General features: G+C 63.2%; 12 protein-coding genes. 2 read left to right on the top strand and 10 right to left on the bottom strand.

The genetic code is table 11. The features are described 5' to 3' along the window. The first annotated feature begins 70 nt into the window (after positions 1 to 70). Positions 71 to 463: a DoxX family protein gene (locus NKJ18_RS08535; protein WP_023707718.1), complete on the top strand. Its 393-nt coding sequence runs from the start codon at positions 71 to 73 to the stop codon at positions 461 to 463. Positions 464 to 557: 94 nt separating this feature from the next. On the opposite strand, the gene NKJ18_RS08530 is transcribed toward NKJ18_RS08535, so the two are convergent. After that, a complete protein-coding gene (locus NKJ18_RS08530) occupies positions 558 to 2,999 on the bottom strand; it encodes a GcvT family protein (RefSeq protein WP_352710935.1) in 2,442 nt (813 codons plus the stop codon). Between the two features lie 78 nt (positions 3,000 to 3,077). Then, on the bottom strand, positions 3,078 to 4,616 hold the full coding sequence (locus tag NKJ18_RS08525) for a trimethylamine methyltransferase family protein (protein ID WP_023687979.1): 1,539 nt from the start codon (positions 4,614 to 4,616) through the stop codon (positions 3,078 to 3,080). 217 nt (positions 4,617 to 4,833) lie between these two features. On the opposite strand from NKJ18_RS08525, the gene NKJ18_RS08520 reads away from it, so the two are divergent. Further along, complete coding sequence (locus tag NKJ18_RS08520) at positions 4,834 to 5,424, top strand: transglycosylase SLT domain-containing protein (RefSeq protein ID WP_352446054.1); 591 nt, start codon at positions 4,834 to 4,836, stop codon at positions 5,422 to 5,424. 56 nt (positions 5,425 to 5,480) lie between these two features. On the opposite strand, the gene NKJ18_RS08515 is transcribed toward NKJ18_RS08520, so the two are convergent. The 8 genes from NKJ18_RS08515 to NKJ18_RS08480 form a co-directional block, all read right to left on the bottom strand. After that, positions 5,481 to 5,918 (bottom strand): TA system VapC family ribonuclease toxin, encoded by a 438-nt coding sequence (locus tag NKJ18_RS08515; RefSeq protein ID WP_352758087.1) that lies wholly within the window; start codon positions 5,916 to 5,918, stop codon positions 5,481 to 5,483. Then, complete coding sequence (locus tag NKJ18_RS08510; RefSeq protein WP_023829221.1) at positions 5,915 to 6,142, bottom strand: hypothetical protein; 228 nt, start codon at positions 6,140 to 6,142, stop codon at positions 5,915 to 5,917. The genes NKJ18_RS08515 and NKJ18_RS08510 overlap by 4 nt, the downstream gene beginning before the upstream one ends. A 142-nt stretch (positions 6,143 to 6,284) precedes the next feature. After that, positions 6,285 to 8,501, bottom strand: coding sequence for a dipeptide ABC transporter ATP-binding protein (locus tag NKJ18_RS08505; protein ID WP_023729392.1), 2,217 nt, complete (start codon positions 8,499 to 8,501; stop codon positions 6,285 to 6,287). A 48-nt stretch (positions 8,502 to 8,549) separates the two neighbouring features. Beyond that, positions 8,550 to 9,707 (bottom strand): ABC transporter permease, encoded by a 1,158-nt coding sequence (locus NKJ18_RS08500; protein ID WP_352522042.1) that lies wholly within the window; start codon positions 9,705 to 9,707, stop codon positions 8,550 to 8,552. Between the two features lie 13 nt (positions 9,708 to 9,720). Next, positions 9,721 to 10,755 carry an ABC transporter permease gene (locus NKJ18_RS08495; protein ID WP_023668188.1) on the bottom strand — a complete coding sequence of 345 codons (1,035 nt, stop codon included), beginning with the start codon at positions 10,753 to 10,755 and terminating at the stop codon, positions 9,721 to 9,723. A 222-nt stretch (positions 10,756 to 10,977) separates the two neighbouring features. Beyond that, on the bottom strand, positions 10,978 to 12,630 hold the full coding sequence (locus NKJ18_RS08490; protein ID WP_023668187.1) for an ABC transporter substrate-binding protein: 1,653 nt from the start codon (positions 12,628 to 12,630) through the stop codon (positions 10,978 to 10,980). A 251-nt stretch (positions 12,631 to 12,881) separates the two neighbouring features. Then, the gene (locus tag NKJ18_RS08485) at positions 12,882 to 18,929 is read right to left on the bottom strand and encodes a translocation/assembly module TamB domain-containing protein (RefSeq protein ID WP_352758086.1); all 6,048 of its coding nucleotides are present in this window, start codon (positions 18,927 to 18,929) and stop codon (positions 12,882 to 12,884) included. Between the two features lie 2 nt (positions 18,930 to 18,931). Beyond that, positions 18,932 to 20,860: an autotransporter assembly complex protein TamA gene (locus NKJ18_RS08480; protein WP_352758085.1), complete on the bottom strand. Its 1,929-nt coding sequence runs from the start codon at positions 20,858 to 20,860 to the stop codon at positions 18,932 to 18,934. Positions 20,861 to 20,903: the final 43 nt, after the last annotated feature.

Raw genomic sequence — 20,903 nt, 5'->3', positions numbered from 1 at the left:
GGGAAGTGAATGGTCCAGCGCCGGGTGATGATTTATGGCCGGGCCACATGGTTGGAAAAATGGAGTTTAGATGAAGCTTTTTGACGGTCTCGCCAGATTTCAGCCGCAGGCACTCGGCGTCCTGCGCATCATGACGGCCCTGCAGTTCCTCGAGCATGGCTCGCAGAAACTGTTCAATTTTCCGGTCAGCGCCGAGCCTCACGCTCTTAGCGGCCTGACGGCGACGGCAGGCATCCTGGAATTCGCCGGTGGCATCCTGCTGGCGCTCGGTCTGTTCACCCGCCCGGTCGCGTTCCTGCTGGCCGGCGAGATGGCCATCGCGTATTTCATGGCGCACTACCCGCGCGACTTCTTCCCGGTCAACAACAGCGGCGACGCGGCAATCTCCTTCTGCTTCATCTTCCTCTATCTGGTGTTTGCCGGCGCCGGCGCCTTCGCGCTCGACAACCGCCGCAGCACCTGACGCGCCTGATGCATGTCGCCCAAAGGTGCGCAGCGGTTTTGGGATAACGACATGCACAAAGGAATCTGAAGCGCCTCGGCGAAGCCGAAGCGCTTCAGGCGCGCATTCGCTCGAAGTTCGCGTCAAAGAGCGGCGCTGCCTGAACGCGCGCCGCGTGGCGCTTGCCCAAAAGTTCGATCTCGAAGCCGTCGCTCTCATCGGCGATCTCCTTCGGCACATAGCCGATGGCGACGGATTTTTTCGAGTGATGCGCATAGCCGCCTGAGGTCACCCAACCGCGGACTGCGCCATCGTACCAGATCGGCTCGTCGCCGATGACATCGGCATCGTCGGCATCGAGGATAAATGTGCGCAGCCTGAGCTTGCCGCCCTGCTTGCGCTCGGCAAGAGCGCCGGTTTTGCCGATGAAATCGGCATCCTTGCCATAGGCGACGAAACGGTCGAGTCCGGCCTCCAGCGGCCCGTAGATCGGCCGGTATTCACGCGCCCATGAGCCGTAGTTTTTCTCCAGCCGCAGCGCATTGAGCGCGCGCGAGCCGAACAGGCCGAGGCCGAATTCCGCGCCTGCCGCCATCAACGCCTGGAAGGCAGCGCGCTGATATTCCGGCGCCACCCAGATCTCGTAGCCGAGATCGCCGGTGTAGCTGACGCGGCCGACCAGGCACGGCGCCGTGCCGATGTCCAATTTCGCGACCGCCATGAAGGGGAATGCGGTGTTGGCGACATCCGCGCGGCTGACCTTCGCCAGCACCTCCCTCGCCTTGGGTCCGGCGATCGCCAGACCGGTCAGTTTCTGCCCCAGCGCCTCTATGCGCACTGAGCTATCCGCAGGTAAATGTGCCTCGAACCAGCGCATATGATACTGCTCGGCGATACCGGAGCCGGCGATGAACCACTCGGTCCCGTTGGAATTGGGGGCACCGATATTGGCCAGCGTGAAATCGCCGATGAGCTTGCCGTCGTCCTTCAACATCGGCGCCAGCGTCATGCGGCCGGGCTTCGGCAACTTGCAGGCAAAGATCCGGTCGAGCCAAGCAGCCGCCCCTTCTCCCGTCACCTTGTATTTGGCGAAGTTCGAAATCTCCGCCAGGCCGACGCTCTCACGAACAGTCGCGACCTCATTGGCGACATGGGTGAAATCGCTGGACCGCCGCCACGAGAACTCGTCCTTGACACCCTCGGGCGCAAACCAGAGCGGCACTTCCAGCCCATAGGACACGCCCCATTGCGCGCCCTTGGCCGACAGCAGATCATAGATCGGCGTCGTCTTCAGCTGCCGCCCGGCGGGCAGCTCCTCATTGGGGAAACGGATCGAGAAGCGGCGCGAATAGTTCTCGCGCACCTTGGCATTGGTGTAGGCCATCGTCGCCCAGTCGCCGTAGCGCGCGACATCCATCGCCCAGATGTCGGCGCCGGGATCGCCCTCGATCATCCAGTTGGACAGCGCCAGGCCGACGCCGCCGCCTTGTGAAAAGCCCGCCATGACGCCGCAGGCGACCCAGAAGCCGGGAAGGCCACGCACCGGCCCAACCAGCGGATTGCCGTCCGGCGCGAAGGTGAAGGGCCCGTTGATGATCTGCTTGATGCCGGTCCTCTCGAAGGCCGGGAAATGGCGGAAGCCGACTTCGAGCGACGGCGCGATGCGGTCGATGTCCGGCTCCAGCAATTCATGACCGAAATTCCACGGCGTCTGGAATTCGGACCAGACCTTATTGGCCTTCTCGTACGTGCCCATCAGCATGCCGCCGCGCTCCTGGCGCAGGTACAGCTCACCATCGAAATCGACGGCATGGATGATCTCGGTCCCCGTCTTGGCGTTCCACGCCGCCACCTCGGGCATATCCTCGGTGATCAGGTACATGTGCTCCATTGCCAGCACCGGCAGCTCCAGCCCGACCATGCGGCCGACCTCGCGCGCCCATAACCCGCCGGCATTGACGACATGCTCGGCCACCACTTCGCCCTTGTTGGTGATGACGCGCCACATGCCGTCGGGCCGGCGCACAATGTCCTCGACCTTGGTGAAGCGCTCGACCTCGGCGCCCAGTTTCCGCGCGGCCTTGGCATAGGCATGCGTCACGCCGGAGGGATCGAGATGGCCGTCCTCCTTGTTGCGGACGGCGCCGACGAATTGTTTCGGGTCGAGCAGCGGCATCAGCTCGGCCGCTTCATTGGCCGATATCTCCTCGAGGTCGATGCCGAGGTAACGCCCCTTGGCGACGACGCCGCGCAGCCAGTCGAGCCGCGCCTCGGTTGCCGCCAGAAGCACGCCGCCGGTCAGATGTACGCCGGTCGCCTGTCCCGACAGCTCCTCGATCTCCTTGTAGAGCGAGATCGTGTATTTCTGCAGCTTGGCGACGTTGGGGTCGCCATTGATCGTGTGCATGCCGCCGGCCGCATGCCAGGTCGAGCCGGAGGTCAGCTCGTCGCGCTCCAAAAGCACGACATCGGTCCAGCCATGACGCGCCAGATGGAACAGCACGGAGCACCCGACGACGCCACCGCCAATGACCACGACCTTTGCATGCGATTTCATGAGTTTTGCTCTGTTATCAATGAGTTGAGGAGATAAGGTGAATCAGAAAGGCAGCGCCGCGCGCCGACGCTGAAAAAGTCACGGCTCGCCCTGCCCGATCGCTTCCTTGCGCCTGGCCACATACGCCTCCAGCGCCTCGCGCACGGCGATATCCATCACCGGCTCGACATAGTCTTCCAGCGCCTTCTTCCACAGCCGGGTCGCGCGCGCCGTCGTGTCGAGGCCGCCGGCCTCCTGCCATGCCTCGTAATTCTGCCAGTTGGACAGTATCGGCTGGTAGAAGGCGGTGGCATAGCGTTCCAGCGTGTGCGGTTCGCCGAAGAAATGGCCGCCGGTCGGCACCGCGCCCAGCGCCTCGACCGCAAGCTCCGCCTCGTCGACGACGATCGGGCGCAAGAACTCCATCATGTGCTGGATCATCTCGACATCAATGATGAGCTTTTCGAACGATGCCGTCAGCCCGCCCTCCTGCCAGCCGGCGGCATGATAGACGAGGTTGCCGTGGCCGAGCACAGCGCCCCACAGCGCCATCAGCGTCTCGTAGGCGCCTTGCGCGTCCGCCGCATTCGATGCCGACCCCGGTGTCGTGCGGTAGGGCAGATTGTAGCGCCGCGCCAATTGCCCCGAGGCGATGTTGGCCTTGGTGTTCTCCGGCGTTCCGAAGGCCGGCGCGCCCGACTTCATGTCGACGTTGGAGGTGAAGGCGCCGTACATCACTGGCGCGCCGGGGCGCACCAGTTGCGTCAGCACCACGCCGAACAGCGCCTCGGCATTCTGCTGCGCCAGGGCGCCGGCGAGCGTCACCGGGCTCATCGCGCCCATCAGCGTGAACGGCGTCACCGCCACCGACTGGCCGAACTCGGCCATGGTCATCAGCCCCTCGGCCATCATCTCGTCGAAGCGGCGCGGCGAGTTGACCGAGATGATGGTGGCAATGCCGGGATCATCGCGCATCTCGTCCAGCGTCAGCCCGCGCGCGATTGCCATCATCTCGATGCCGTCCAGCGCCCGGCCTCGTCCGATCGCCGAGACATGGAAGGATTTGTCGGTCAGCGTCAGATTGGTGAAATAGGTATCCATGTGCCTGGTGTTCGCCGGCAGTTCCACCGGCGCGCAGACCTGGTTGCCGAGCATGTGGATGCAGTTGAAATGCTGAGCCAGCCGGGTCAGATCGGCATAGTCGTGCAAGTTTCCAGCGCGCCGGCCGCGCTCCATGTCGTGCACATTGGGCGGCCCGGCGACGAGGGTGAAATTGATCGTGTTGCCGCCGAGATGAATGGTGTTGGCGGGGTTGCGCGGCGTCAGCCGGTAGCTGGACTGCGTGGTCTTCAGCGCCTCGGCGACAAGGCCCCGGTCGATGCGGACGTTCGCCGTTGCATGGTCGACCTTTGCGCCCGCCTTCTCGAACAGCGCCAGCGCCCGCTGAGACATCACCTCGATGCCGAAATTTTCCAGAATATGCATCGACGCCTGGTGGATCGTTTCGACCTGGTCGACTGAGAGCATCGCCATCGGCGGATAGGGATTGGTCACCCGCCGCAGTGGAAGTTGCGGGATGGCGGCAGGCCCCCGGTTGCTGGTTCGCTCCGCGCCGCGCTTGCGTCTTGGTTCATTCATGCCTGTCATCAGAGCGCCGGCATCCGGATATCGCTGTCAGAAATCCGCCCTTCGCGGACGTGATTTTAGCCAAGGCGGCATTTTTGAATTCTGACGGAGATAAAGGCGACGCGAAAGGTCGGAATAATGATACAGGCCCACTGAGCGCAGCCAGGCCGGCAAGCCGTTAAGAAACGCCGAAAGATTCCCTTTATGATTTCGGCCTATTCGTTTTCCAATGCGTAGTTCGAGTTTGAGTAAAATTGTAGCGGTTGGCGTGCTGCTGGCTTTGCCGGCCTGCGCGACGCCGCCCAACCATATCAACGATGTCTGCGCCGTCTTCGACCAGAACGACGGCTGGTTCGACAACTGGCAGTCGGCCGCCGAGCGCGCCTCGCAGAAATACGGGGTCCCCGTCCCCGTGCTGATGGCGACGGTGCGCAAGGAATCCGGTTTCAAGAGCAATGCCAGGCCGCCGCGTACCAAACTGCTCGGCTTCATTCCGTGGAAACATGTCTCGTCAGCCACCGGTTTCTCGCAGGCGCTCGACGGCACCTGGTCGCAATATCAGAGCGAAACCGGCAGTTGGGCGGCGAGGCGGACCAAGTTTGCCGATGCCGTCGATTTCGTCGGCTGGTATCATTCCAAGACATCAGACACGTTCGGCGTCGCCCGCAACGACACCTACAATCTCTACCTCGCCTACTATCTCGGCTGGACCGCCTACGGCCGTGGCAACCGTGGTGACGCCGGCGTGCAGGGCTATGCCAGGGCGACCGAAAAGATGGCCCGCGACTATGCCGAACAGCTGCAGCAATGCGGCAGCTGACGTTGCCAAGCGGTCTTGCAGCCACGCAGTTTGCGATCGAAGCGGAACTCAGCCATTCATTCGCTTGGGATCAGGTGGAGGATCGACCTCCCTCCCTTTACCGCTGCCGTCGACAGCTTTCGGTCAAACGTCGCCAATTGGCCGTCACGCGCCTTGGCGAGTCCCAACAGATAGCTATCCGTTACCTGTGCCGGGGTGAGGATCCTGGCTGCATCGATGTCGTTGGAACCGACAAGGCTGATCTCGTCAGGCCAGAACTGATGTCCTGAAAGGGCATGCAGCTTGCCGACAATCTGCCCCACCACTGCGGGCGAACCCGGAGAATTGGGGTATTTCGGGTTGCTTACAATCCTGATGACGCCATTCTCGGTAATGGGACATGTTGCCCATGATAAATGCCCGGTGGATTGGAACCACCGATGGGCATCTTCATGCGCGACGTGAGCCGGATCGATCAACGCAATCAACACATTGACGTCGAGCAGGAAGGTCACGGCAATTCGTCGCGAAGCGCATTGACCATTTCGAGATCGACCATCGGGCTGTCGGGCCGCGATGCAAGCAAGGGGATGCCGTTGCGTTCACCGCCGGTCGGGGGCCTGCGCAGTGAGCGGCGAGCCAGATCGGAAATGACGTCGCCAACGCTGCGATCCTGCTGTCGCGCCATGGCCTTGGCCGCAAGTAGGACATCGTCATCGATTGCAAGTGTGGTTCTCACAACATGCTCCCTACCGCGCATCAAACATCACGCATCACATAAAGCAATGGACAGCAATATTCAAGCGAACGTAGCTGTCGTTCCTTGAGCTATGGCGACGCTGCGGCAATGCGCCAACGAGCGGCATTGCCTCTATGGCTGGTCAGCTCGGCTTCTTGCCATGCGGGCGCTTCGGCGGTTCGCCGGCGAAACCGGGGCCGATCCCATCCGGTGCGTCTTCCGGCACGCCCTCATGCGCTGCGTGTTCCCTGTCGAACTTGATCACCGGCTCCATCGTCGCCAGCACATCGTCCGACAGCCAGCACAGGCTCATATGGCCATCGCCGAGATGCTTCACCGGCGGCACCTTGGTCTCGCACAGATTGTCCGGCACCAGTTTCTTGTAGCCGCAGCGCGTCTGGAACGGGCAGCCGCTCGGCGGGTTCATCGCCGACGGGATATCGCCTTCGAGCACGATGTGCCGTTTGACCACGCTGGTGTCGGCGATCGGGATCGCCGACAGAAGCGCCTCGGTGTAGGGGTGGTAGGGCGGCGCGAAGATCTGGTCGGTCGTACCCTGCTCGACGATGTAGCCGAGATACATGACGACGACCCGGTCGGCGATGTAGCGCACGACGGACAGATCGTGGCTGATGAACAGCATCGTCGTCTTGTTCTTGCGCTGGATGTCCATCAGCAGCTCGGTCACCGCCGCCTGCACCGAGACGTCGAGTGCCGACACCGGCTCGTCGGCCACCACCACCTTGGCATCGCCGGCAAAGGCACGCGCCACGCCGATGCGCTGCTTCTGGCCGCCTGAGAGCTGACGCGGCTTGCGTGTCTCGAAGGCGCGCGGCAGCTTCACCAGGTCGAGCAGCTCCAGCATGCGCTTGCGCCGCTCGGCGACATTGTTGCCGACTTTGAATTTTTCCAGCGTGCGGATGATCTGCGAACCGACGGAGTGGCTGGGATTGAGCGTATCGAACGGGTTCTGGAACACCATCTGGATCGACGACACCGTTTCGACGCTGCGCTTCTCGATGCCGGTCGACTGGATCTCCTTGTTGCCCAGCGTCACTGTGCCGGCACTTGCCGTCTCCAGCCCGAGCAGGACCTTGGCTAGCGTCGACTTTCCGCAGCCGGACTCGCCGACGATGGCGACGGTCTCGGATTCGCGGGCCATGAACGAGATCGTCTCATTGGCCTTGACGACGCGGCCTTCGCTGGAGCCGAACACTTCGCTGCCGCCGACCTTGTAGTATTTTCTCAAATCCTCGATCTTGAGCACCGGGGCGCCGGGCACGACCTTCTCATTGACCTTCTTGGCGCCGGGAGGCAGCGCTTCCCAGTCGATCTCGTTGAAGCGCACGCAGCGCGAGAAATGCCCTTCGTGACCGGCGACCTCGATCATCGGGATTTCGGCGGCGTTGCAGACGCCCTCGACGAAATGGTGGCAGCGCGGCCCGAAATTGCAGCCCTTGGGCCGCTCATGCGGCAGCGGCAACTGGCCGGGGATAGAGATCAGCGGCCGCGAATTCTTGTCGGCGCCCGGCAGCGGAATCGAGCGGAACAGCCCTTGCGTATAGGGGTGACGCATCCGGTCGAACACGTCCTTGATCTTGCCGGTCTCGACCGCTTCGCCCGAATACATCACCGTGATGCGGTCGCAGGTCTCGAGGATGAGGCCGAGATTGTGCGACACGAAGATCATCGACGTGCCGAACTTCTCGCCCAGCCCCTTGACCAGTTCGACGATGCCGGCCTCCACCGTCACGTCGAGCGCCGTCGTCGGCTCGTCGAGCAGAAGCAGCGCCGGTTTCGACAGCAGCGCCATGGCAATGACGATGCGCTGCTGCTGGCCACCGGACAGCTGGTGCGGATAGGAACGCATCATCCGTTCGGGATCGGGCAATCTCACCGAGCGCACCATTTCGAGCGCCCTTTTGTAAGCCTCTTCCTTCGACACCTTGTCGTGGATCAGCGGCACTTCCATCAATTGCTGGCCGACCTTCATCGCCGGATTGAGGCTCGCCATCGGCTCCTGGTAGATCATGGCGATCTTGTTGCCGCGGATGGAGCGCAACTCCTCGTCGGACAGCTCGCCCATGTCCTTGCCCTGGAACTTGATCTTGCCGCCGACGATCTTTCCGATGTTGGAGAGGTCGCGCATGATGCCGAGCGACACGGTCGACTTGCCGCAGCCGGACTCGCCGACGATGCCCATGGCTTCGCCCGGCATCACCGTGCAGGAAAAGTCCATGACGGCAGGGATCTCGCCCTTGCGGGTGAAGAAGGAGATCGACAGGTTCTCGATCTCGATGATCGGCGCAGCGCTTGGCCCAAGGGTCGGGTTGCCGGGATTTCGAACTGCCTCATTCATGGGTCGCTCCAATCCTATTTTTATGCTCGCGGGGCCGAAACCCGCAGATCAGTCTTTCATCGATTGTTCGCGCAGCGAGTCGGCAAGCAGGTTCAAGCCCAGCACGAACGACATCAGCGCGATTGTCGGCGGCAGCGCCGGGTGGATGAACGAGCGCAGCAGGCGGCTGGCGTCCTTGATCGCGGTGCCCCAATCCGGGCTCTCCGGCGCCAGGCCCAGCCCGAAATAGCCGAGCGTGCCGAGCAGGATCGTGGTGTAGCCGATGCGCAGGCAGGCATCGACGATCAGCGGTCCGCGCGCATTGGGCAGGATCTCCCACAGCATGATGTACCAGGGCGATTCACCGCGCGTCTGCGCCGCCGCCACATAGTCGCGCGTCTTGATGTCCATCACCAGGCCGCGCACGATGCGGAACACGCCGGGGCTGGAGGCGAACACCACCGCCACGAAGATGTTGAGCTGGTTGGGATCGATGTGGATGATCTTGAACGGATCGGCGTCGAACACCAGGCCGGCATAGACCCAGCCGCCGATGACCAGCGTCAGCCCGAGCAATATATAGAGGCGGTCCGGCCGGTTCTTGTAGCGGGTCCAGAACAGCACCGAAAAGAAGATGATCGGGAACAGGAAGAACAGCCCGGCCATGGCGTAGGGGATCGGCGTATCCATGATGCCCGGCGTCACCAGCAGGTAAAACAGCAGGATCACCGGGAAGGCCAGCACCAGATTGGCCAGGAAGGACAGCACAGTGTCGATCCGGCCGCCATAGTAGCCGGCGGGCAGACCGAGCGTAATGCCGACCATCAGCGCGAAACCGGTCGCAGCCGGTGCGATGATCAGCACGATCTGGCTGCCATAGACCATGCGCGAAAAGACATCGCGGGCGAGCTTGTCGCCGCCGAAATAGTAGATGAGTTTCGATACCGGCTCGAGCGCGCCCGGCAGCGCATCCTTCATGATCGGGACCTGGGCGAGCGGATCGAAGGGCGCGACGGTCGACGCGAAGATTGCCGTGAACAGCCAGAACAGGCAGATGCCGACACCGACTATGCCGACGCCGCTATCGAACAACTGGCCGTAGAGGCCGAGCCTTTTCTTGTAGGTGAAGCTCGCCCCCATCACCAGGGCAAGCCCTAACCAGACCGGCCAGAAACGCCCAATCACGCCGAGCACGACATTGAAGGCACCGATATATTCGACCTGCATCTGCCCCAGCCCCCTATTGAACTCTGATACGCGGATTGAGGAACGCGTAGCCGACATCCGAGATGAGCTGCGTGATCAGCACGATGAACACCGAGACCAGTGAACAGCCAAGCAGCAGATCGATGTCGTTGTTGCCGGCGGCCTCGACCAGCGTGTAGCCAAAGCCCTGGTAGCGGAACATCACCTCGACGATGACGACGCCGGTAAGCAGCCAGGGAAATTGCAGCATGATGACGGTGAAGGGCGCGATCAGCGCATTGCGCAGCGCGTGCTTGACGACGACGCTGCCGAAGGAAAGCCCTTTCAGCCGGGCGGTGCGGATATATTGCTGCGTCATCACCTCGACCATCGAGGCGCGTGTCATGCGGGCGATGTAGCCGATGCCGTAGATCGCCAGCGTCATCACCGGCAGGGTGAAATTGTAGAAGGTGATGCCCTGGCTTGCCGAGGCGGCCGAACCGTTCAGCCAGCCGAGCCAGGAGGCGAAGATGACGGTGAAGATGACGCCGGACACATATTCGGGCGTCGCCGTCGACGCGATCGATGCGACGGACAGCGTTCGGTCCGTTCGCGAGCCCTCGCGCATGCCGGCCAGGATGCCGATCAGCAGCGAAATCGGCACCATCACCAACAGCACGCAGAGCATCAGGATACCGGTGGCGGCGAGTGCGGGGAAGAGCTTTGACGCAACGGAGGTTTTGAACTTGGTCGAGCAGCCGAAATCACCTTCCAGGATGCCGGAGAATTTCGGCTCCAGCGGATCGTTGCAGAAGGAGAAACGCTGCGTCGGCTTGCCGGTCGCCGGATCGGTCACCGGTTGCTTCGGGACGACGCCCAGCCATTGGCCGTAGCGCACGAAGAAGTTCTGCCGGTAGCCATGGTTGACCAGCCAGCTTTCGAGCTGTTCGGCCGATGTGTGCATTTCGGTCTGGCTGATCGCCAGCTTCTTCAAATTCGGCTCGAGGTTGATCAGGAAGAAGACGATCATCGTCAGGCACAGCATCGTCAATGCCATGGTGCCGAGACGCCGGATTACGAAAGAAAGCATGGCGGTCCCCTGCCGGTCTGGTTGGGGTTGGAGCCAGTTCGAAAAACCAGCTTTGCCGTTGCCGGCAGAGTTGGCCGTCAAATCGGCACTCGGATGCAATCAACCCAGTTTTATTGAACGGTCTTTCAGGAGAGTCCGCAACTTTTGCTGCGGCGGCTTCCGGTTCTGGGCCATGCGAGGCGTGACGGGAAGGAGCGAAGTGCCCCTTCCCTGACGTTCCGATCACGCCTGGTCGAGCCAGACCTTGCCGTAGTCGCGCTCGAAGGTCGGATGCATCTTGTAATTCTGCACCGCCTTGACCGAGTGGCTGTAGAGCTTGCGCCAGTATGGCTGGATCATGATGCCGGAATCCTGCAGGATCTGCTCGATGTCCTTCATCATCTCCTTGCGCTTGGCCGCATCGGCAACGGCCAATGCTGCATTGAGCTTGGCATCCCATTCGGGGTTGGAATAGGCCGACTCGTTCCACGCCTCGCCGGTGCGGTAGCCGATCGCCAGAACCTGGACGCCGAGCGGGCGCATGTTCCAGTTGGTCATCGACAGCGGATACTTGGTCCAGTCGTTCCAGAACGTCGAGCCCGGCAGCACCGTGCGCTTTACCTTGAGGCCGGCGTCGCGCATCTGCGCGGCGATGGCGTCGCCGGTATTCTTGTGCCAGTCTTCGTCGACCGTTATCAGCTCATGCTCGAAGTCGGCCTGGCCGGCTTCCGCCATCAGCGCCTTGGCCTTGGCCGGATCGCGAGCGACTTTGGGCAGCTCGTAATATTCCGGGTGGATTTGGCAGACATGGTGGTTTTCAGCCACCGTGCCGGCATTTCCGTAGCCAAGCTGCAGAACGACATTGTTGTCGACCGCCAGTTGCAGCGCGTTACGCACCTTCTGATCGCCGTAAGGCTTGTTGTTGATGTTGGTGCGGCACACGATGGTCGACGCGGTGACGATTTCGGACTTGACCAGGTCCAGTCCGTCGAGGATCGACACATAGTCGGCCGAGGTCTCGAAATTGGTATGGACTTCGCCGGCCTCGAAGGCACTGACCATGGCTGCCGGATCGGTGCCGTAGTCGACGAATTCGATGCCGTCGAGGAACACCTCGCCGTCCCACCACTTGTTGTCCTCGCGGCGCTTGTAGACCACCTTCTGGCCGACATCGTAGGAGACGAGCTCGAACGGACCGGTACCGATCGGGCAGGCTTTGAAGTCGCCGCCCTTCTCGTCGAAGCTCTTGTGGACGATGAGACCGGGATAATCGCACATGTTCGGAATGAGCGCGATGTCGGCCTTGCCGAGCTTCAGCTTGACGGTGTGGTCGTCAACCTTGGTCACGGCGCTTTCGTCGAGTTTGTCGTCCTTGACCAGCGTGCCGAGACGGCCAGGCATCGAATTGCCCTCGGCCTTCTTGTCGGCCCAGCGCTTGAGATTGAAGATGACGTCATCGGCGGTGAAGGCATCGCCATTCGACCAGGTCACACCCTTGCGCACATGCAGCGTGTACTCGGTGGCGTCGTCGTTGACCTCCCAGCTCTCCAGAAGGTACGGCCGGAACGTGTATTCGCTGGTGTACTTGACCAGCGGCTCAAGCGCCTGGCGCTCGGCATTGGCGATTTCCGACCAGTCGGCCTTGCGCGGATCCTTGGGATCCTTGACCCATTGCGCGACTTTAAGGATGCCACCCTTCTTGCCCTGCACCTCTTCGGCCCTGGCTTGGGTCGGCACGGCTACGCCGAGCATGCCGTAGGCCATCGCAGTCGACGCGCCGAACACGCTCGCCATGGCGAGGAACTCGCGGCGATCGACTTTGCCTGCCTTGGCTTCTTCGGCCATGGCCAGGATGTGATCGGGAACGCGATCGCCATTACTCTTGTAATTTGTCATACCTTAACTCCCATTGTTGGCTTTCCGCCTTTTAACATTCCGCATCCCTGCCGTGATGTCAAAGACGGCATGGCTACGGAACCTGTTAGGGAATGTGCAACTTTGAAAAGGGAGCGGTTCGCGTGATAACGACAGACTTGGCGCAAAAGTGCTAGCGCGCCCAGATTCCGCCGGAATCTGCTTAGGCGAGTATTGATACATTTGGGCGGGTTGAGACAGCGCCAGTTCCGGCGGCGGTAAGGGCCAGGAACTCAATATTCCTTTTCGTAGAATATGCCGCCCTTGGCCTCGCCGCCATCATTGGCCTCGCCGCGCAGCTTGACGCCGCGTCCGACATTGAGGTCGATCGTCGCCTTGCCCGACCCTGGCCTGTCGCCTTTCTGGATCGTCACATAGGTGCGGTCATTGAGGTACTTGCCCGCCGACACGGCGGTGCCGCCCTGGTCATCGGTGGTCACATCCAGGTCGTCGACGCCGATTGCACTGCGCAGGTTTTCGAGCAGCGAGGTCGAGCCGCCGACGCCGGCCAGTTGGCCGGCGGCCTCGGCCAGCTGCGCGATCTGCAGCGGCGACAGGTTCGACATAGAGCGGCCGAAAATCAGCTGCGCCAGCACCTCGTCCTCGGGCAGCGCCGGCACCGATGAGAAGTCGAATTTCGGATTGGTCGCTTCGCCCGAGACGACGATGGTGACGGTGGCGCTGGTCGTGGTCGATGTCGCGGTCAAGTTGAGGTAGGGCACCAGCGAGCCCGAAAAGCCGACCGTGCCTTCGGTAAAGGTCAGCCGTTTGCCGAGAATCGACAGCCGCCCACGCTGCAAGGTGAAGGTGCCGACCGCCTGCGGCGAAGCCGCCGGGCCGGTCAGCCTCAGCGAACCGCCGAACTCGGCATCGACGCCCCTGCCCTGGATGAAGATCTGGTTCGGCGCATTGACCGTGACGTCGAGGACAAGCCCACTGCCGCCACCACCGCTGGCCGCCGCCGGTCGCAAGGCCTTGTCCTGCGCCCGCACGGAGGCGGGCGCGTTCTTGTGCTTGACACCGAGCGCTGCCAGCGAGCCCGGCAGCTTATCGGGAACGGTGATGACGGTCTTGGCCAGATTGACGGTGCCCGAAATCACCGGCGCCGAGGTGAGCGGCCCCTTGATGGTCAGGTCGCCGCCGAGATTGGCTGTCACCACCCTGCCGTCGGTATAGCGGCCGTCAACCAGCTTGATAGACAAATCGGCTGGGAAACCTTGCGCCGGATTGATGCCGAGGGTGCCGGAGGCCGACAGGCTGCCGCGTGTCGACAGCGTGCCGGTCAGCCGGTTGATCCGGGCAACGCCGTTGCCGATCGAAATGTCGGCGGCAATGTCGTTGACGGCAAGGCCGGAGCGCGCGTCGACCAGGCGGGCGCCCGACGTGCTGACCGTGCCGCCGATCACCGGCGACGCCGCCGGGCCGCGCATCTGGATATTGACGTTGGCGGTGCCGCTGAGCGACAGGCCTTGCGCCGCAAGCTTGGCGGCCAGGAAGGAAAATGGCACCTTGCCGTTGAAGTCGAGCACCAGCGCTGGTGTGCCGGCCGTCGTCACCGTACCGCCGCCCTTGAGGCCAAGCCCGGCGCCGTCGCTGATGTAGGCGTTGAAGGTGAGCTTCTTGCCGGCAAATGTTCCCGACGAAGAGATATTCATGCCGCCAAGACCGGCGCTGCGCGTCTGCGAGGTCTGCACCCCGCCGGCATCGATATCGAAGGCGACAGCCGGATTGCCCAACGCGCCCGTCACCTTCACAGTCCCTGAAATCGAACCGGCGGCCTGGAGGCCCGGCGAAAAACTGTTGGCCAGCGAAGCCGGCACCTTCGACAGCGCGGCACTGATGTCGAGTGCCTGCCCGACCTTGCCGGTCACCGTCGCCGTGCCGCCACCGAGATTGAGCACCAGCTTGTCCAGCGTCGTTGTGCCGTTGGCGATGCTGACGGTCGAGGCCTGGGCGATGGCCGCCTTGATGCCCTGCACCGTGGCCTGGCCGGAAGCGAGTTCGATGGTGGTGGTGCCGCCAGCCACCTTTACCCTGCCCGCAGCCCTCGCCGGAATGCCCTTGACGGTGGCGCCGCCGGAAAACCCGGTCCAGTCGCCGTCGCGCTTCAAATCGACATCGATGCCGCTGATGGCGGTGCCGCCGGAAATGACGCTGTCGGCGCGAATCTTGCCCGAGATGACCGGCGCGGCGAGATAGTTGGCGACCAGCGCATCGATCGACACCGTCTTCGCCTGCAGGTCGCCGCGCGTGATCGAAGCGGTCGCAGCCTTGACGGCGACGTTCGGGCCATCCGCGGTCTTGGAGAATGCAATAGTGCCGCGCACATCGCCTTCGGCCTTTTCCAGCGCCAGCGCCGCCAGCGGTCCGATATCGGGCAGGTCGAGCGCGATGGTGCCGACCGGCACGAAAGCCTCGTCGAGCGCAAGGTCGCCGGAGATCTTGTTGTTGCCGAGCGACAAAAGCAGCTCGTTGATGGCGCTCTTGCCGTCGGCCGTCGCCAGCACCGCATTGCCTTGAAGCGCCTGCCCCGCGACATTGCCGGTCAGTTGCACATTGGCTGCCGGGTTCGCGGCATCGGCCTTGCCGGTCGCAATCAGCTTAAGTCCGGTGATTTCGCGTTCCGCCACCAGCAGGCGGTCGCTGTTGACCGTCAGCGACAGGTCCGGCGCCAGGCTGGGCCCCTGCGCGTTGAGTGCAAAGCTGATCGCGCCTTTGGCATCTTTCGACACCAGCGAGATGTCGGCCAGTGCACCCGTGATATCTGCGCTGAGCTTGTTGTCGGCGAGACTGGCCTGACCGTCCGCGGTCAGTGCGCCCGACACCAGTCTGACCGGATTGGCGCTGAAATTGCCATTGGCATCCCGCTTCAGCGTGGCGCTGAGCTGCGTGCGCTCTGCCAGCACGCCGCGCGCCGCAGCCGGCAATGCCGCCGACAGCACGTCGGCGTTCAGGTTGAGGTCAATTGCTCCATCGGCAAAGCCGACACGGCCATTGAAGGCACTGCCCAGCGCATCGCCCTGCACCGAGCCGCTGTCGATGGTAATCGCATCGGCCGCCAGGCTGCCCGCGACCTTGGCGGTGACTTTGCCGGCGATCAGCGGCGCGATCGTCGGATTGTCCAGACCGACCTTGTCCGCCGTCACCGTGCCCGAGATCGGACCGGTGCGGCTTCTCACATCGAACGCGTCGGAATGCAGCGCCAGCGAGATGCCCTCGACCTTGGTGAAATTCGTCGCCACCGACGGCAACACCGCCGAGATATCGAGCTTGGCTTGCGCAGCCTGCCCCGCCGCCTTCACAGACAGCGCCTGCAGTTCGAGCTTGATCGGGCCTTCCACGCTGCCGAACGCCAGCGGCAGGCTCGGACCGGAAGAGGTCAGGTCGAGCGCGAAATCGCTGGCGCCGTTCGGGTTGAGGGTGCCGGCCGCCTTGCCGGAGATTTTCTCACCCGAAAGCGTCGCCTGGTCGAGCACGACGCCGCCGGCCGCGGAATAGCTGCCGGCCGCATCGACATCGAGCGGCCCGAGCCCGGCCTGACGGGTCTGGCTGGTCTCGGCGCCGGCCAGCTTTGCATCGAAGTGGATGTCGGGATTTGCCGATGGCCCGGTGATTTGCGCCGTGCCGTCGAGCGTGCCCCCGGCATCGAGGCCGGGTGAAAAGCCATTGGCAAGCGCGGCCGGCAGCGCCGAGAAGGTCGCCGCCAGATCGAGCGTCTGGCCCGCCGTGCCCGACAGCGTCACCGAGCCGCCGCCGAGATCGACTACCAGCCTTTGAATGTTGGTTATGCCATCGGCAATGGTCAGGCTCGACGGCTCGGCGATCGCCACCTTGATGCCGCGCACCGTCGCCTCGCCGGACGCGATCTCGACGCTGGTCGCGCCGCCGGCAATCTTCGCCCGCCCGGCAGCTGTCGCCGGAATGCCTGATATGGTTGCGCCGCCGGTGAAATTCGTCGAGTCGCCGTCACGCTTGAGGTCGACGCCGATGCCACTGACGACGGTCGTTCCCGAGGTCACGCTCTCGGCCTTGATCGTGCCGGAGATCGCAGGGCTGTTGAGATAGTTGGCGATCAGTGCGCTGACGGTGACTGCCTTGGCTGCCACATCACCGCGCGCGATCGACACGCTGGCTGCATTGATGGTGACAGTGGGAGCCTCGCCGTCTTTGGCGAACACCACGGTGCCGCCGATATCGCCGGCCGCCGTCTGCCCGGCCAGCGACGCCAGCGGCGCGATATCGGGCGCGGAGATCGTCAGCGTCCCCAGCGGCAGGAATTTTTCATCGAGCGTGAGGTCGCCCGACACCTTGTTGTCGCCCAGCGCTACGCTGAGCCCCTTGATGGAGCGCTTGCCATCGCTCGTCACCAGCGCCGCCTTGATGGCGAGCGGCTGTTCGTCGACCGCGCCGGTCAGCGAGACATCTGCGGCCGGGCTCACAATGTCGGCCTTGCCCGATGCGGTCAGCTTGATGTCCTTGACCGTGCGGCCGGAGGCCGTCAGGCTGGCACTGTCGGCCGAAACCGAGAAATCCGGTGCGTTGCGCGCGCCGCTTGCCGTCAGCGCGAAATCGATCCCGCCGGCGACCGGCACGCCGACCAGCGAAGACAGCACCGAGACGTCGCCGAGCTTGCCCTTGATGTCGGCCTGGATATCGCTGCCTTGCGCGCTGGCGGTGCCGCTGGCGCTCAGCGAACCGGAAGTGAGTTCGATCGAGTTGGCGGCGAAAGAGCCCTGCGGATCGCGCGTCGCGGTCGCCGAGAATTTGACCCGTTCGCCAAGCAGCGAACTGATCTGCGGCGGCAGCGCCGTCGACACAGCATCGGCATTCATCTTGAGCGTCATGGCGAGATCGGCCAGCGTCACCTTGGCCGTCAGCCCGGCATTGAGAGCATCGCTGCGCAGCGTGCCTTCGTCGAGCGAAATCTCGTCCCTGCTGATCGAACCGGCAAGAGAGGCCGTCAGCTTGCCGGTCACCAGCGGCGCCAGCGTCGCGACGTCGGTCTTCAGCCCGGCCGCCGCCAGCGACACGCTGACCGGGCCGCTGCGGTTCTCGAAGTCGAAACCGTCGGAATGGATCTTCGCATCCAGATTGTTCACCTGAGAGCCGCCCGCCACCACCGAGACCAGTGAAGCGCTGGCGTCAATCATCGGCGCCTTGCCGTCACCGAAGGCGCGCGCGGTCACATTGTTGATGGCCACCATGATCGGCTGCGCCTGGGTACCGACATTGACCGTGACCGGCTTGGCTTTGGCCACGAGTTCGACCGAAAGGTCGCTGGCGCCGTTGGGGTCGACCATGCCGGCAGCGGTACCATGAACTGCGTCGCTCTCGATTGCAGCGCGCTCGATGTCGACGCCGCCGGCTGCGGTCGCGGTGCCGGCGAGGTCGAAACTGGTCTTGCCGGCAAACAGCGACTTGAACCGTTCCGGCAGGAACCCTTCGAACGAACCGTCGCCCTTGGCCTCGATCCGGTTGCCCTTGTCGGTCAGCTGGTGCCGGCCGGTGAGCTGGGTAACGATCTGCCCATCGACCATGAAGGTGCCGACGCCGCTCCAGTTGGCCAGCGGCCCGGTGCCCGAGACGACGATGTTGACCGGCGGCGCGCCGGGTAGCTTGAGCAGGTTGGCGATGATGCCGCCGGCCGGCTCGGAAGCCTTGAGATCGAGGTCAAGCTTGTTTTCATCCGGCGCGAAGTGGATGTTGGCGTCGACATTGCCTTGCTTGCCGTCATGGCGGGTAACGTTGAGCACCGTCTGGATCGCCAGCGGCGACGCATCGACCTTGGCCGATCCCTTGGCCGCAAGTTCGGCAATGCCGCTGCCGGCAAGTTGCTGGCCGAGCGCGATCTCCGGCAAATCGATCGCTCTGATATCAAGCGAAACCGGCAGGCCGGTCGACCCGCTCTTGCTCGGCTCGGTGCTCGCCACAGGCAGCCGTGCCAGTTCTATCCGTTCGGCCGCTATGCGGTCGGCGCTGAAATTCTTCGACAACAGCGCCAGCGGCGACCAGTCGACGGCCACCTTGCGGGCCACCAGCCACGCGCCCTCGCGGTCTTCCAGCACGACATGGTCGACCGTCAGCGCGCCGGACCAGATACCGTTAATGCCGCTGACCGTGACTTTGCTGTCCCTTGACGAGGCCATGTCAGAGATGATGCCGGCGAGATTTTCGCGGCCGCGCTCGGTCTTGGTCAGCACGACCAGCGCGCCGATGCCCGCCGCCGCCACGATCAGCAGCGTGTAGAAAAACAGGCGAAGGATGCGTTTCAAAATCTTCATCGTCAGAACGCCTGTCCGATCCCGGCATAGATGCCGAAACGCGGGTCGCCACGGTCGCGGTTGAGCGGCACGGCGGCGTCGATGCGCAGCGGCCCGAACGGCGTGATGTAGCGCAGGCCAACGCCCGCGCCGACCTTCACGTCGGAAAAGTCCGGCGTCGCTGTGGTCGAGACAGTGCCGGCGTCGACGAACGGCACGATGCCGATCGTGTCGGTCAGCGCAATGCGCATTTCGACCGATGTTTCGAAGAAGGAAAGCCCGCCGATCGGCTGATTGTCGATGTCCTTCGGTCCGATGCCCTGATAGGCATAGCCCCGCACCGAGCCGCCACCGCCGGAATAGAAGCGCCTGTCGGCTGGAACGTTCTGAAGGCCGGTGCCGACGATCGAACCCAGCGCGACGCGTTCGGCAAGCACGAATTTCGAGGCCGTGTCGAGCGACTGATAGGCCGACCCCTCGCCCCTGAGCTTGAGGAAGGCGGCGCCGCTCAGAATGTCGTAGCTCGGTTCGGCATAGGCCAGAACCCTGAAGCCGCTGGTCGGATTGAGCCGGTTGTCCCTGTTGTCATAGACATATTGCAGCGGAATGCTGGCGATCAGGTATTTGTGCTTGCCGAAGGCGTCGGTGATCCTGGAATAGTCCAGCGCGATTTCAGCCGAAACCGTCTGCTTCTTGTCGATCTCATAGGACAGGCCGGTGCTGCCCTTGACCGAGAAATGGTCGTAGGCATCGGGATGTTCGAGGACGGTCTTGACGCTGGCGATGAATTTCGAAGCCGGCCCGATCACGCCCGGCTTCTCGAACATGATGCCGGCATTGTAGTTGAGCTCGCTGAGATCGTTGCTGCCGATGCCGCTGATCTTGCCCTCGATGCGCAGCTTTTCGGCCCGGCCGAACAGATTTCGGTGGCCCCAATAGCCTTCCAGGCCTAGCCCTTCGGTGTTGGAGAAAGTGCCGCCGACGCCGAAATAGCGCGGTTTGCGCTCGCTGACCTGAACGCCGATCGGAATATTGCCGTCGGCGTCGAGACTGTCGGCTTCCTTCAGCGTCACGCTGTTGAACACTTCGAGCCTCAGCAGCCGGTCGCGGGCATCGTCGATCTCGTCGGGCGAATATTGCCGGCCGCGTTTCAGCCCGGTCATATATTCGGTGAACTCGCGATTGACCTTCTCGGTGCCATCGACGGTGGTGTCGCCATAACCGGCAACCGGCCCGGCGGCCACCGTCAGCGTCACGTCGAGCGTCGAGGTGGTGTGCTCGGCCACGACCTGCATGTCGGTGATCCGGGCCAGCGGCCGGCCCTCCTGCTTCAGCGCCCGCACGATCAGCGCCTCGGCCTTGAGCACGGCGCCCGAGCCGGCATCGCCGCCGGCTATCAGGCCGAAATCGGTGCTCGCCAGCCCGGCGGCATCGCCCTCCAGCCGAATATTGCCGAGCGTGAATTTGGGCCCGCTCGAGATGCTGATCACCACCGGGATCGGCTGCGGACCCGTAAATTCGGCATCGGGCGGCAAATCGTCGAGCGCCTTGCCCTGGATGGTGATGGTGACGACGCCTTCATAACGGGCGTCGGCATAAAGCGCGGCGACCAGCTGTTCGCGGTCGCTACGCGCCTTTGCCAAAAGGCCGAGCGAGCCGGAAACCGGGCGGTCTTCGTCGGATTTCAGCGACGAGGCGTTTTCGAGCTTCTTGACCAGGTCCTTGTCGGCATCGGGCGCTTCGATGGTCACCGCATAGCGCAGCGGGTCGACGATATCGGCGTCCTCGTCATTCGAAGAGCCCCACAATTTGATGCCGAAGAGCTCGAAGGCGGCCGCCGACCCCGATTCGGCAACGAGCACGGTCGAGCACGCCAACGCCACAATCAGCGCACGCGAAAGCGTGCGCCGTGGCGCACTTACCTTCGACATCTGCGCTTCATACGCCGGCATCAGGACAACCTAGGTTACAAAACTAAAATTGGAATGAAGTTTT

It is taken from the genome of Mesorhizobium sp. M0217, from assembly GCF_040321955.1.
Lineage (GTDB): Bacteria > Pseudomonadota > Alphaproteobacteria > Rhizobiales > Rhizobiaceae > Mesorhizobium.
This window is presented reverse-complemented; position numbering and strand designations above follow the sequence as displayed.